The organism is Natrialba hulunbeirensis JCM 10989, assembly GCF_000337575.1.
Taxonomy (GTDB): domain Archaea; phylum Halobacteriota; class Halobacteria; order Halobacteriales; family Natrialbaceae; genus Natrialba; species Natrialba hulunbeirensis.
Window position 1 is genome coordinate 283990 of record NZ_AOIM01000035.1, and the last position, 13805, is coordinate 297794.

The 13805-nt window shown below is 61.5% G+C and carries 10 protein-coding genes and 1 tRNA gene; 6 read left to right on the plus strand and 5 right to left on the minus strand.

All coding sequences use genetic code 11. From position 1 onward, the window contains the following. Positions 1 to 103: 103 nt before the first annotated feature. On the minus strand, positions 104 to 940 hold the full coding sequence (locus tag C483_RS12650; RefSeq protein WP_006653747.1) for a hypothetical protein: 837 nt from the start codon (positions 938 to 940) through the stop codon (positions 104 to 106). Between the two features lie 343 nt (positions 941 to 1283). Continuing rightward, the gene (locus tag C483_RS12655) at positions 1284 to 2327 is read right to left on the minus strand and encodes a nucleotidyltransferase domain-containing protein (protein WP_006653748.1); all 1044 of its coding nucleotides are present in this window, start codon (positions 2325 to 2327) and stop codon (positions 1284 to 1286) included. Between the two features lie 247 nt (positions 2328 to 2574). Between C483_RS12655 and C483_RS12660 the strand changes: the two genes are divergently transcribed. Beyond that, complete coding sequence (locus C483_RS12660) at positions 2575 to 3336, plus strand: SDR family oxidoreductase (RefSeq protein ID WP_049912659.1); 762 nt, start codon at positions 2575 to 2577, stop codon at positions 3334 to 3336. A 317-nt stretch (positions 3337 to 3653) separates the two neighbouring features. Further along, entirely contained in the window at positions 3654 to 4586 is a 933-nt protein-coding gene (gene mptA / locus C483_RS12665) for a GTP cyclohydrolase MptA (RefSeq protein ID WP_006653750.1), read from the plus strand. An 11-nt stretch (positions 4587 to 4597) separates the two neighbouring features. Here mptA and C483_RS12670 read toward each other — a convergent pair whose 3' ends face one another. Both C483_RS12670 and C483_RS12675 read right to left on the minus strand, forming a co-directional pair. Continuing rightward, positions 4598 to 5401, minus strand: a complete 804-nt coding sequence (locus C483_RS12670) for a TrmB family transcriptional regulator (RefSeq protein WP_006653751.1) — start codon at positions 5399 to 5401, stop codon at positions 4598 to 4600. 80 nt (positions 5402 to 5481) lie between these two features. Further along, a complete protein-coding gene (locus C483_RS12675) occupies positions 5482 to 7170 on the minus strand; it encodes a DUF255 domain-containing protein (protein WP_006653752.1) in 1689 nt (562 codons plus the stop codon). Positions 7171 to 7293: 123 nt separating this feature from the next. Between C483_RS12675 and C483_RS12680 the strand changes: the two genes are divergently transcribed. From C483_RS12680 to C483_RS12695, 4 genes are all read left to right on the plus strand, one after another. Further along, entirely contained in the window at positions 7294 to 7971 is a 678-nt protein-coding gene (locus tag C483_RS12680; RefSeq protein ID WP_006653753.1) for an FxsA family protein, read from the plus strand. A gap of 68 nt (positions 7972 to 8039) precedes the next feature. After that, positions 8040 to 8113 (plus strand) — tRNA-Ile (locus tag C483_RS12685). A gap of 382 nt (positions 8114 to 8495) precedes the next feature. Then, a complete protein-coding gene (locus tag C483_RS12690; RefSeq protein ID WP_006653754.1) occupies positions 8496 to 8828 on the plus strand; it encodes a TetR/AcrR family transcriptional regulator in 333 nt (110 codons plus the stop codon). Next, positions 8828 to 10330 carry an MATE family efflux transporter gene (locus C483_RS12695; protein ID WP_006653755.1) on the plus strand — a complete coding sequence of 501 codons (1503 nt, stop codon included), beginning with the start codon at positions 8828 to 8830 and terminating at the stop codon, positions 10328 to 10330. The genes C483_RS12690 and C483_RS12695 overlap by 1 nt, the downstream gene beginning before the upstream one ends. Positions 10331 to 10862: 532 nt before the next feature. Here C483_RS12695 and C483_RS12700 read toward each other — a convergent pair. Continuing rightward, positions 10863 to 13580 (minus strand): hypothetical protein, encoded by a 2718-nt coding sequence (locus C483_RS12700; RefSeq protein WP_006653756.1) that lies wholly within the window; start codon positions 13578 to 13580, stop codon positions 10863 to 10865. Positions 13581 to 13805 lie beyond the last annotated feature (225 nt).

Below are 13805 nucleotides of genomic sequence, written 5' to 3' on the forward strand. Positions count from 1 at the left end.
AGGGCCACCGTCTGTCGAGTAGCAGTGGTGGCGCGCGGACACGGGAGGAACGCGTAGACGGGAGAGGACGGTCCAGACACCGGTGGTCGAACGTGCCGGTGGGTCAGTTGGAAGGTGCGTCGTCACCGGGGTCCGTATCGGTGGTGGTGGAATCGAGATCGGTACCAGGTCCGACATCGCTCGTCCCATCGCCACCCTCACCACTTGCATCCACGTTGGTCGCAGCCGGCAGATTCGGATCCCGGAACGGATTCCGGCCGTACGCCGGCAACTCGTCGTCGAGCTGGGACTTCAGCACCCGTCGAAGGCGGTTGAGACTCGTCGTATCGAGGCCGTGATCCGCTGCGAGGCGTTTGAACGTCGGCTCGTCGGTGATGTCGTGCGCGCGGTACTGGCCGAACAGTTCGTCCATTCGATCGGCCGACAGCGTCTGGGCGTCGATATCGTCGAGCCCAAAGTAGGCCCGGCGGTCGAGATCGACGACGTGGCGAATCACCACCAGCGCGACCTTGGGGATCGCCCGCTGGCTGCCGAACTCCGTCAGGTCGATCTCGTCCATGACGCCGAGTGCGAGGTCGCGCTGCCAGGGGGTGAGCTCGAGTGCGTTGCACAGCGCCTGCGTCGTCCGCAGTCGGTCGAGGTGGTGGGCACGCTCGCTGTAGCCCGGCGTGGCGGCGTGTTGTTCGTCGTGGAGGCGGCGAACGCTCTCCGAGAGGTCCGAATCGGGTGATTCCGCGCGCCCGATGACGGTCGCACTCGGCGTCACGATACCCCATTGGCGGACCGTCGTATCTCGCTTCGCGGCCGCTCGCGAGAGCGTCCCCGCACCGGGACGGGTCTCCAGCGGACGCTCGGGGCGCTCTCGAGGGCGATCAGGGCGGGCAGTGACGGCTCCCGCCCGCTCGGGAACTGGACCGCGGTCGGCACCGTCGTCGTACATTGTCTGTCGCTCAGACAGGGAGACAGAAAAAGGCTCGCTCGTTTTGCGCCGCGTTTCAAGACGACTGACAGTCGATCCGACAGCTCTCCGGGAACTGGTAACTGATTCCACCTTACTCGAGTTGAACGGAAGCCAGCGCAGTCGCTCTCCGAGCGTAGTTGTCCCGCGAAAAGCCCTTCGTAGCTACACCTTGTGACCAGAGGCACTTAAAGAATCCTTGCCGGTGCGAGACGAACGGCGATAGATAGCCAATGGACAGTCGAACGACTACTCGATTCGAACGAACCGACGCAAAACAGCGCGTCGGTGACCCGTCGTATCTACACCTTGTGACCAGAAGCACTTAAAGAACTGCTGCGAGCAACGCGTCGGTAAACTCGTCCAGCCGCGCCGGCTCCGGGCCCGAACGCGCGTGAATCGCCGGCTCGATCTCGACTGACGGGTGGGCGAACTCGCGACCGACGACGTCGCCGACCATTGCCTCGCCCTCGCCACGGCGCTTTCGCTCGAGCAGGTCCCACGCGCGCTCGATTCGTTCAGTGTCGAAGACCGCTGGTGCCTGCTCGGTGAGAAACTGATCGAACTCGAGTGCTGGCAGGTCGTGGCTGGTTGAGCTGGTTGGGCTGGTGGGGTTGCTGGGGGTGTCGCCAGCCGCTCCACACTCACCAGTCGCCTGCAGATAACGTGCGGCCATCGCCGCGCGATAGATTGTGAGATTGCGCTTGACGGTGGGCTTCGTCTGCGTTTCGGTGAATCGGTCGTCGTCCGCAGCGATGGTCATGGTGGTCGTGTCGTCGCTCGCCGTGCCGTCGCTTGGCTCGTCAGTCGCTCGTTCGACGACGTAGCCATCCGCACTCCGCTCCACGATAGGAAACAGCTCGTCGTCTGTACGCACGAGATGGTGTGAAATGTACTTACGGTAGTTACTCGCCGCGATCCCGCGGTAGGCGTGATAGAGGTCCATCGGGTTGTACGTGTGTTCGACGTAAGTCCGGAGTTCGTCGAGGACAGACGGCTCACACGCGACTCGGTACCGGATCGGGCTCCGAACGAGGTCGAGGGCACCGTCGTTCGACCCCGCGAGCAGGCTCGCGAATTTCCGGACGTTCCAGCCCTGGTAGTCGACGTCGTCTTCGCCACTGAACTGTGTGACGAGGGTGTCGTCGGGGCGCTCGAGATGTGCGTACTGCCGGAGATCGGTCGGCGCAAAGACGAATCCAACGTCGTAGTCGCTCGCCGGACTCGCCCCACCCCAGGCGTGGCTTCCGCGAGCGACGGCCAGCACGACTTTGACGTCGTGGGCGCGCTCGATACGCTCAAGCTGACACTCGACGGTGGCTCGAACACGCGCTGGTACTCGTGCGGAAGCTGCTGGCGCTGTTGGCATAATTCGTTTACCGTAACTGAAACCGCCAGTCGACAAGAAGCCGTATGGCCGCGCAGTGCCGTTCGTAGCTACACCTTGTGACCAGAAGCACTTAAACGGCGATGGGGGAACGGCTGTGACCGACGACCTGTCCTCCCTTCCTGAAGGAATTTCGTCCGGTACTCGAGTAGCCGCCTGCAATTGGGGACGTCTCGCTTCGCTTTCCGGCTTCTCGAGGCTTTTTGGTGGTTCCCGACGGGACAGTAGTATGGGTACTGAGGACACACTACATGGAAAGGCGGCGCTGGTCACTGGAGCGAGCGCGGGAATCGGACGGGAAACTGTTCGAGCACTCGCAGACGAAGGAATGAACGTCGCACTTGCGGCACGGCGTGCCGACGAGTTAGATGCGCTGGCGGCGGATGTCGAAGCGGAGTACGGTGTCGACACGCTCGTCGTTCCAACCGATGTGACGGACGAGGAGGCGGTCGAACAGCTGGTGGCCGAGACGGTCGACACCTTCGGCGGACTCGACGTAGTGGTCGCCAACGCGGGAACGGGAACCGAACGCGGCGTCGGAATCGACGAACTGGACACGGAACAGTACCGGACCGTGATGGAGGTCAACACCGACGGCATGTTCTTTACGACGCGAGCGGCCGTTCCGCATCTCGAGGAATCGGCTGGGACGATTGTATTCGTCGGCAGTTTCGCGGGGAAGTTTCCGCGGTCGGGAAGCCCGGTCTACGCGGGAACGAAGTGGTGGACTCGCGGGTTCGCGCTGAGTCTGGCGGCACAGGTCGGCCCAGATGAGATCGGTGTCACGGTCATCAATCCGTCCGAGGTCAGAACTGAGTTCGGCAAGGAGTACCGCGACGAGGCGGAGTTATCGAAACAGCGGTACGATCCGGGAGAGATTACCGAACCTGCGGACATCGCGGCGGCGGTCGTCTTCGCCGCACAACAGGAACCGCCAAACGCCGTGACTGAGATCGACCTCTACCGGCGAGATAAGTTCGAGATGTTGTAGCGAACTGATTGAGCGCCAAACTGACGGGATACTGAACTGCTGGATACCGAACCGACCAGATTCCGGATTGAGTGGATATCGAACCAACTGGTATCCGATAGAGCCCCAGTCTTCCCAGTCTGAACAAGGGAGAGAGTGACTCCGCAGAACGACGCTCCTCCGTCGTATCTACACCTTGTGACCAGAAGCACTTAAAGAGCCGTCGCGCTGGAGTGGGTCCACTGTGGCCCACAGCGCAACCGGTGCCGTCTGCCGGTATTCGGCAGTGAACTGTCCGTTCCGAAAGGCATAATCGCGCGCTCCCCTGAATGCGGGCAATGAGTCACCAGTTGCCGGACGTGCAGGCGTCCTCGCCGGACGTCACCGTCGGCCTGAGCCAGGTCGGCGTCACCGGTGTCGAAAAGCTCGTCAAGCTCGCCCGGGAGGACAAGCGCCCGATCGTCCTCACCGCCGAGTTCGAGGTCTTCGTCGACCTCCCCGCCTGGCGCAAGGGCGCGGACATGAGCCGCAACATGGAGGTTATCGACGAGATTCTGGAAGACGCCACGCGCGAGGAAGCCTACCGCGTCGAGGATGTCTGTGGCGACGCTGCAGAGCGCCTCCTCGAGAAGCACGACTACACGTCGAAGGCACAGGTCTCGATGGAAGCCGAATTCATGCGCCGCGAGCAGACACCGGCGAGCGACCGCGAGACCCAGCACACCGTCGATATCATCGCCTCAGCGACGGCGACGGAGGACGGCACGCGCGAAGAGATTGGTGCGGAAGTGACCGGCATGACCGTCTGTCCGTGCTCGCAGGGGATGTCGGCCGCGCGCGCAAAGCAGACACTCGAGAACCTCGGCGTCGAGGACGAGACGATCACGCAGTTCCTGGAGGAAGTGCCACAGCCGGGCCACTCCCAGCGCGGGCACGCGACGCTCACCGTCGAGGCGGGCGGCGACCCCGACGTGGATCTGAACGACATTATCGACATCGCGCGCGATTCGATGAGCGCGCGGATCTACAACCTGGCCAAGCGCCCCGATGAGGACCACATGACCTACGAGGCACACGCGGACGCGAAGTTCGTCGAGGACTGTGTGCGCTCGCTTGCGGAGGGCGTCGTCGACGAGTTCGACCAGTTGCCGGACGATGCAGTCGTGACGATGAAGCAGTCGAACGACGAGTCGATCCACCAGCACAACGCCCATGCCGAGCGTATCGTCGAGATGGAGACGCTGCGCGAGGAAATCGCGGCCGACGAGTAAGCGAAACGCAGCTAGAACGTCAGCGGCTCTGCATCCTCCCATCGCGGCGCGAACTCGTCGTGGACGTTCGCCGCGAACTCGGGATCTTTGAGGTCGATCATGCCGAACGCGTCGCCCGACGAGAGCGGGTTCGGCACCTGAATACAGACTTCGGCGTCGTCGATGAGGTTGAACGACCCGGTCACTTCTTCGCTCGTGCGTACGTCGAAATCATCACGCGCCTGCAGCGTCGAGCGATACCGCTCGCCGACGTTCTGGGAGAGCGAGTTGACCAGTCGGCGCGTCATCAACACGTCGACCGAGACGCCGCGATCGAGGGCGTCCTCGAGTGTCGCCAGCACGTCGTCGCCGACAGTCTGCATGTCTCGCTGTGGAACGGGGTCTGCGGCGACCATGACGATGGTCTGATCGGCGGCAGCGAGGCGCTCTAAGAGGAGGTCGATCGTCTCCTCCGGACCGACTGCGGCGGTCCAGAACTGCTCTTCGACCGGATCGGCCGCGTCGAGTTCGTCAGAGAGGTCGTCGACGATGGATTCGTACTGATCTGCTTTCTCGTCGAGTTCGCGTTTCTTGTCCTCGAGCAGGCGGTCGAGCGCGGTCGAGGGTTCGACGGCGACGTACTTTTTCGGTCTGCTCGCGGTCTGCGTTCGGACGAGATTGTACTGCTCGATGCTGTTTAACACGTCGTAGATACGGCCCATGGGAACGTCACTGGCGCGTGACAACTCTTTGGCCGTTGTCGGGCCGGTGTTCAACAGTGCTCGATACGCTCGCGCCTCGTACTCCGAGAGCCCGAGGTCCCTGAGGCTGGCCATGTACTCACCAATCCGACCGGAGAAACATAAACGCTGTGGTGGTTTGCGATCGAATCGAGCCGGCCCGTTTCAGCCCCCGACTAGTCGAGAACGGACTGCACTGCCTCGCTCAACTCAGTTGGAGTTTCAGCGACGGCCGAACTGCGCTCGCCGAGGATCACGCGGGCAGTTCCTGTCTCGACTCCGGGCTCGATATCGACTGTCTCCGCGTCAGGAACAACGACTTTCTCGTGGTCGGCCATCCGCAACGCGGCCCGGTGCAAGTCAGCACCCGGCTCGTCGCCAACCGCAATGACGAGCGGCCCCTCGAGTAGCCGCGACGTTGCCGTCGCGTACTGGGCGATCTGGACACCGAACCGATCGCTCGCGCCGGCGAAGGACTCGAGTACCTCCCGGGCAACGGTGCGGTACGTTCCGTCACCGGTGAGTGCCGTGAGGTCGAGCAGCGCATCGGCGAGTACGACGTTCGAATCGAGCGGGCGAAGCGGGTGATCGAGGAGTCCCGCGCCCGTCTCCGGTCCGTCGACGAACGAGTCGTCATCGCGCAACTGATCGATCGTTGCGTCGGCGACGGCGGTCGCGGTCGGCAAGACGTCTGGGTCGAGAACACTCGCAGCCGTCGTCAGCGCCGAGAGCGTCCGGGCCTGCGTCGCGAGTAACGGCGCGGTTGCACCAGCGCCGCTGGCGACGGTGTCGGGATGGGCGTGTGTAACGACACCCTCGTCGATCAACTCGGAGCGGAGCGTCTCGAGTGCACGCGTTGCGTACCGCCGGGCGCGCTCGTCGTCGGTGTAGGCCGCGTAGGTGGCCAGCCCCTCGATCGCGAGCGCGTTCGGGCCTGCGAGGACGGCGTCGTCGACCGGCGGCTCGGCCGCCGCCTCGCGATCCGTTGCATCGAGGCCGTGGGCGTCAGTCTCGCCCGGCGCCTGGCTGTTCGCGAAGGCGTCGACGGCGTCGTTCCAGAGTGTCGTCGTCAGGAACTCGACCGTCCGCGCGGCCGGCTCGCGGTACTCGTCTCTCCCAGTGAGCAGATACGCGTTCGCGAACGCGCGCACGAGCGCGCCGTTCGAATCCAACAGCTTCTCGTGCTGGAGGCCGGACCAGTCGGGGTCCGTCGCGAAGCGATAGAAGCCGCCGTCGTACTCGTCGAGCAAGTTCGCACTCACCGCGTCGAACGAGCGCAGCGCCATCTCCCGGTCGCGCTTCAGGGCGAACTCGAGTGCGTCGGGCAGCGGGAACTTCGGTTGCTGGCCCCAGCCGCCTGCGGTCTCGTCGTACGCCTCGGTGAGTTGGCCGAGCATGGCGGATTCGATGTCCGGCGTGAGCTCTCCGGCGGGTGGGTTGTCCTCGCGCAGCGGACGTGGGACGCGACCGGCACCGCTGCCCTTCGTGTCCCACATGGTGCGGACGCTGTCGAGGACCTGTCGCATGCCGTCGTGGCCGAGGTAGCCCGCGCCGGTCAGCACCGAGCCGTCGGGTGCCAGAAAGACAGTCGAGGGGAAGCCGCCCATGTTGTACCGATCGCGCACGCGTGGGCGACGATCGACGTCGACGCGGACGGGTACGAAACTATCGTTGACGTTCGCTGCAATCCGCGGTTCTGCGTAGGTCTCTTCGTCCATCTCGTGACAGTGGTCACACCACGTCGCAGTGAGCGAGAGCAAGATGGGGAGCTCTGCCTTCGCTGCCTCGTCGAAGGCCTCCTGGCCCCACTCGCGCCACTCGACGCGCGTTCCGTCGTCGCGGTCACTGCCCATACCGATACCCATACCGGAGGTGGGTGGGTGACTGGGGTAAGCCCTTCGTTCGGCCGTGCTAGCCGTCGCAGTGAGCCTGCTCGTCAGGTGTGATGAGAGTAAAGGGTTTTCACCCTTCGCTGGCTATATTGCGGTATGCTCCGGTGGATCTTCGCGTTGTTGCTCATCCCGTTTCTCGACGCGGTGCTTCTCGCGGTCGTCGTCAGTCAGACGGGCCACATCGGCTGGGTCGGCATGGTGCTTCTCGTCGTCCTCACCGGCCTCGTCGGGATGCTCCTCGTCCGTGCAGAGGGCCGCAGGACGCTCCGGAAGATGCAGCGCTCGCTCGTCCAGGGTGAACCGCCGACGAATCAACTCCTCGATGGGGCACTCCTGATCGCAGCCGGCGCGTTCTTGCTCACGCCCGGTCTCGTCACGGACCTCATTGGGTTCCTGATCGCGATTCCGATCACCCGAATCCCGATCCGAACCGTCCTCAAGCGGTACGTGGTCATCCCCTACGCTGACAAGAAGACCGACGGTCTCGCGAGCGGAGCCGTCTGGACGTTCGGCTTCCCCGACGACGGCCATCCGGACGCAAGCGGCGCCGGCACAACACAGGAGACCACCGGAACCGGTGTCGGAACCGGCACCGCAGGTGGCACGTACGATCTCGGCACCGACGACTACTCGGTAGACACTGGCTCCAGTTCCGAAACGGACGGCGGAAGCAGCCGCGACAGCGCTAGCGACGGCACCACGATCGATCTCGGGGCAGGCGAGGAGAGCGAGAATCCGGATGACAGCGACGAAGACAGTCACCACGCGCGGTAGCGCGTCGCACAGGGCATGGAGAAAGAAACGCTTAAACATCCCACCGAGCAACTACCGAGTGCAGACGCGGGCCAATAGCTCAATCAGGTTGAGCGCCACTCTGATAAGGTGGAGGCTCTCGGTTCAAATCCGAGTTGGCCCACTTCTTACGGCGAACAAGCTCGTGAGCCGCAAGCACGTGCTGCCGCGAGGATTTGAATTACGGAAGTCGCAGCCCGCACAGTGAGCGAAGCGAGCGAGCAGGATCGTCTTCAGGTGGTTCAAATCCGAGTTGGCCCATCCTTTTCCGACGAACAAACTCGTGACCTGAAGATATCGAATCCGACTCGAGTTGAAATAGAGAAATCGCAGTCGACACAGTGAGCGAAGCGAACGAGCAGAATGGTCTTCAGGTGGTTTGGCTTCGAGTGAGTGCTACGGCGTACTGAGTGTCTGGTTGCGCCACTTCGATAGCTGGATACCTGTCGCAGTCGGCCGGCTTCCGAATACTTTTGACTGACTGGTCAGTACGTTACCGTACTCGAATGGACGATACGGAACGAACGATTTTCGAAGCGACCAACCGCGTTCTCTGGGAACACGGCTATGCGGACCTGACAATGCAGTACATCGCGGACGAATCGGAGTTGAGCAAGGCGACTATTCACTCCCACTACGGCAGCAAGGAGCGTCTCTTTGCGGCATTTCTCACGTCTCTCGACGAGCGGTACTCGGATCGACTGGACGAAGTCTCTGAGAAGACCGCGCGTGAGCAACTCGAGGAGTTGCTCACGATGCAACTCACAGAGACGGCAGATAACCGTGGTATCGACGACACGTCTGCCATCGGTGAGACGCCGTCAGAGGTGACCACCTGATGGGGATCAGAAAATCCGTCGACTCGCTGTTCAAGGGACCGGAGGATCTCGATCTCACCTCGGGTGAGATTGGCCGACCGCTGTTTTACCTTTCGCTGCCGATCATTATCCAGAACCTCTTTCAGGTGCTGTACAACCTGGCTGACACCTTCTGGCTCGGTCGCCACAGCACGGAGGCGCTGTCTGCGATTACGTTTGCGTTCCCGATCGTCTTCCTGATGATCTCGCTCGCGCTGGGCGTCTCGGTTGCAGGGAGCGTCCTCGTCGCCCAGCACACCGGGGCGGGCAACGAGAAGCGTGCCGCGTACGCCGCCTCACAGACGATGGCGTATGCGTTCATCATCTCTGTCGTGCTTGGCATCCTGGGATACATCTTCGTCGACGATATTACTGCGCTTCTCGGCGTGAACGAGACCGTCGCGCCGCTGGTCGTCGAGTACATGCGCATCTACGCGGTCGGTCTGTTCGCCGTCTTCGGCTTTGCGGTCTTTATGGCGCTCATGCGCGGCTACGGCGACACGGTGACACCAATGTACGTCATGGCCGGCTCGGTCGTCATCAATATCCTTCTCGATCCGATTCTCATCTTCGGCTTCGAGGCGAATCCGCTGTTTGGCTTCCTCGGACTCGCTGGGCTCGAGGCGGCGGCACTCGACGCGACCGGGTTCGACGGCTGGGGGATTGGCGGCGCTGCGGTCGCAACGGTGTTCTCGCGAGCGGTCGCGCTGGTGATCGGACTCGCCATCCTGTTCCGCGGCAATCACGGCGTGCAGATCCGCCTCTCGGAGATGGGGCCGGATCTCGAGTTTGGGCGGACGATCGTCACCATCGGACTCCCGGCCTCCGTCGAGGGTGCGGCCCGATCGCTCTCTATCACGCTGCTTCTCGTCGTCGTCGCGACCTTCCCGAACGCGGTCAGCGGGGCGTACGGCATCGGGACGCGAATCTTTTCGGTGATCTTCCTCCCGGCGCTCGCCGTCTCCCAGGGGATCGAGACGATGACCGGCCAGAACATCGGGGCCGAGGAACTGGACCGCGCCGAAGAGACGAACCACTTCGGGGCGCGTGCCATGCTCGTCCTCCTCACGATCGGTGGCGGACTCATCATGCTCGCCGCGAGACCGATCGCCGGTATCTTCTCACCGGATCCGGCGGTGGTCGACCACGCCACGACCTTCCTGCGCGTGACCGGGCTCACATTCGGGTTCATCGGCGTCATGCGCGCCTACACCGGTGGCTTCCGCGGTGCCGGTCACACGATGATCGCAGCCGTCGTCTCCCTCATAACGCTCGGGTTCATCCGGCTGCCAGTTGCCTGGGTCGCGTCGGGCCCACTCGACGTGATGGGGCTCTGGATCGCATTCCCCATCTCGAACATCGTGGGAGGGATCGTTGCGTACCTCTGGTTCAAACGCGACACCTGGCGTGATGGTAACCTGACCGAGAGCGGCCCGTCACCCGACGGAATCGAATCGAGCGTCGCATCGACCGACGACGATTAACCACGCCAGTCACGACGATTCCCAGACCAACCAGCCACAATCTCGACACCAGCAGTCGTCGGCCCTATCGCTGCCGTCCTCACTCTCACCGCGATCCGGATAGCTATAGAACAACTGCAACTATTTACACACTGATCGCACAGCAGTCGTGCGATCAGGTGTGCATTGACTTGCAGTGGCTACTATATCGACCGGGTACTCGAGTACTGATCACACGAGAGATAATTCGGTGTGAGAGAGTACAGACTACTCTAGGAACATATCAGAGTAAATTGTATTTCTCGGAGATGGGGAGGGTCGAGAGGTTCGACTGTGGTGTATACGGGTCAGTGTGGACGTGAGTCGACTTTCTGATGGGAATAGGGGACAATTAATCGGAGAGCCGCATATAGAGATACTACTCCCAAAACCGCTTTTGAGGATTGTCTGCGTCCGTACTCGAGAGGTATCGATAACTGAGGACTAAATAGGCAGGTAGCTATGATATTTAGAGCAGGTATCTAGCTAATCCGGTACCAACGGTGAAATCACCTCACGACAGATTCGCAATAACGAGTCCTTCAGCCCGGAGGACGACACCAACGTCGCCGTTGTCGCCCTGAAACACCTCTTCGTGGGACGTAATATCGTCGACACCGGCACCGACTCGGAACTGTTCTGCGTCCGGCAGGGAGGCGAGCGTCCGTCGCTCATCTGGCTGTAACTCGAGATCCTGCATGAAGACCGTGTCCTCGGCCGTCTGACACCGCACGCGCACCGTCGCCGCCCGCGGCAGTTTGTTCTGGACGACCAGCGTCCCTGCACCGAGTCCGACGACTCCCTTTAGGGTCGCCACGAGCATCGAGAGATTCGTCGCACGAATCTGATTCGATATTTTGGTGACCTCCTCCTCGAGTATCCCTGGGACGGCGGCCGGTTCCGGCGGGAAGTTCTCCGGATCGTTGCGGTAGACGAGCAGGGTAAGCGAGGAGACGAGGACGCCGAGCAGTCCGAGGAGGATAAGGAACCACGGCAGCCCAGCCTCGTCTTCTGGGGGGTCAGTCGTCGAGTCGGATTCGTTAGTCGAACTCGAGTCGGACTGGTTGGACGGCGGTTCATCCGGGTCGTCCGAACCGTCGGAATCATCGACCGGTTCGTCGTCGATAATCTCGACGCCGACACCGACTGTCGAAGCGGCGGTTGCGTCGTTCGTTTCAACGGCAAAGTCGTATGCACCGATGTCTTCTGGGGCGTCAATCGTCGTGGAAACGGTCGTCGATTCCCACGGGCCGAGCGTCACCCGGTCGACGTAAACGAGTTCGTCATCAAGCATGAACTCGACGTACTGGTCACCGGGTTCAGTACCGGTATTGTTAATCTCTGAGGAGAGCGTTAGCTCACGGTCGGTGTCGTTGTTGTAGTCCCCAGTCAGATTCTGTGGCTCGTAGTGGGTGCTTTTGGATCGGACCGTGGCATTCGCAAGCGCCTCGTCGTTGTTGCTGAGGATTGCAACCTCGATCATCGGAACGTCGGTCTCACTGGGACGGTAGAAGAACTGTTCAGTTGTCCGTTCACCGACATCGAGTGAGACGTTTTCCCGGTCACGAATTTGTCTCAACGTCCGATCCGAATCGGAGATTCCGCTATCGATTCGCAGTCGGACCTCCTGCTCGCCCGCAATCTCACCGGTGTTCTCGATCACCGCAGTCGTGATGAGTTCCTCGCTCGCGTTGACCGGATCATTGACCTCCTCGATAGTCACCTCGAAGCCGCTTCCGGTGATTCGGGGCTCGTCGGTGTCTCCGGAGCCAGGCGTGATCAGTTCGGCAGCAACACGCGGGGCATCACCCTGTTCTGTTTCGTACTCGAACGTTTCGGTAATTGTCTCATCTCCGTCTAGCTCGACAGTCCGGTTTTCGATGTGTTCATCGTCGATATAGAACTGCACTGGATACTCCTGTGGTTCGTCCGGTATTCGATCCCACCGGTCATATCCGATCTCAGCGGTGAGTTCGAGCGTCTCGCCTTCGTCAGGATCGTTTTGATCGATGAACGTCGCCTCGACGTTCTCTTCGTGAGTTGCCTGACCGAGAACGTCGACTGACGCCGTGTGTGAATTGTAGCCACTCTTGACTGTCGCCTCGACGGATGGTGAATCATCCTCTGAGGTTTCGTAGGTAAACGTCTCGACGGTCTGCTCGCCGGGGCTAAGTGCGACTGGTCTCGTAGTCACGTGCGAATCGTCAATCAGGAAGTCGATGATGTACTCCTGCTCGCCATCCGGGATGTTGCCGTGACGAGTGATCTCAACAGGGACTTCAAGTTCGTCACCCGCAGCGGGGAATCGCGTCCAGTCGTCGGTGATTTCGACATCGACACTGGCTTCGTTGACGGTGATTTCGGTCGTGTCCGTACTCCCATCCTCGGTACGCACACGAGCGCTTTCGATTACGTCGTCGCCTTCTTCGGTTTCGTAGTCGAACGTGACCGTCCCCGAGTCATCACCATCTAACGAGATTGAGTCCGTAAGGGTCTCTTTGATCTCGTCGTTGCCATCGCGCAGGAAGAGTTCGAGTTCCTGGTCATCTGACCCGTAGTGTGGATTCGTGACTTCGACAGTGATAGAGAGCGTCTCCCCTTCTCCAGGACTGTTCGTCTCGGTAATATTGGGCTGGAAGTCGACCGTATCGTGCTCCGTATACTCGACAGTATTGCCGTCCGCCTCGACTGTCGAGCCACCGTTGACAGTCTGGACCGTGCCGTCGTCGGTGAGCTCGAGTGTATCATTGAGGTAGACACCATCTGTGACGACGAGATCAGGATCGTTCTCCGCGACGCGGACTTCGTTGTCAGCGACCATGACTGGTTCACACGATTCTGTCACCACGGTGCCGTTATCGAGGTCGACGACCAGCGCCTCATCGTCAGCGGAAACGACGGGATCAGGAGGTAACGACTCTGCATCCGCACTTGAACCCGTGATAACGTTCTCATCGTCGAACGTAACGACTACCGTATTCGAGTAGTCGTCCGACGGATCGGTACACTGCTGTGTCACAGCCGGCTGTAGTGATGGTGAGGGGCCATCGAGAGTCGTCGATCCGCTCGTCTCTGCTGTCGGCCCACCGGCTATGTTGGTTGCACCAGCTGTACCGGCACCGAGAGCGACGAGCAGCACTGTCAGCACGAGCATCGCACCGAGTGATCGCGGGACACGCCGACCGAAGCACAAACACGACTCGGTGTCCGAAGTTGCGTCCCCGTTCGTCATGCTGTATTCGCTCCGTGCATTGCCGTCGCTGGTTCGGCTCCAGCCCGTTCAACGGGACGTCTCGCCGGCTGTTCGCCAGCGTCCCAATGCTGCTCTGTCATAGTTTCTTCTTTCCGCGTCGCCTCGAACCACATCGAGTCGAGCTGCTCTTGGCGAGCAGTAGGAAATCCATTCATATCATATTGCCGGCCCCGCGAACGACGTTCTGCCAGCAGGGGGCCGAAA

Excerpts from the sequence above, each read along its gene's own strand:
- C483_RS12650 (WP_006653747.1), bottom strand. The coding sequence starts at position 940 with ATGTACGACGACGGTGCCGACCGCGGTCCAGTTCCCGAGCGGGCGGGA.
- C483_RS12655 (WP_006653748.1), bottom strand. The coding sequence starts at position 2,327 with ATGCCAACAGCGCCAGCAGCTTCCGCACGAGTACCAGCGCGTGTTCGA.
- C483_RS12660 (WP_049912659.1), top strand. The coding sequence starts at position 2,575 with ATGGGTACTGAGGACACACTACATGGAAAGGCGGCGCTGGTCACTGGA.
- mptA (WP_006653750.1), top strand. The coding sequence starts at position 3,654 with ATGAGTCACCAGTTGCCGGACGTGCAGGCGTCCTCGCCGGACGTCACC.
- C483_RS12670 (WP_006653751.1), bottom strand. The coding sequence starts at position 5,401 with ATGGCCAGCCTCAGGGACCTCGGGCTCTCGGAGTACGAGGCGCGAGCG.
- C483_RS12675 (WP_006653752.1), bottom strand. The coding sequence starts at position 7,170 with ATGGGTATCGGTATGGGCAGTGACCGCGACGACGGAACGCGCGTCGAG.
- C483_RS12680 (WP_006653753.1), top strand. The coding sequence starts at position 7,294 with ATGCTCCGGTGGATCTTCGCGTTGTTGCTCATCCCGTTTCTCGACGCG.
- C483_RS12690 (WP_006653754.1), top strand. The coding sequence starts at position 8,496 with ATGGACGATACGGAACGAACGATTTTCGAAGCGACCAACCGCGTTCTC.
- C483_RS12695 (WP_006653755.1), top strand. The coding sequence starts at position 8,828 with ATGGGGATCAGAAAATCCGTCGACTCGCTGTTCAAGGGACCGGAGGAT.
- C483_RS12700 (WP_006653756.1), bottom strand. The coding sequence starts at position 13,580 with ATGACGAACGGGGACGCAACTTCGGACACCGAGTCGTGTTTGTGCTTC.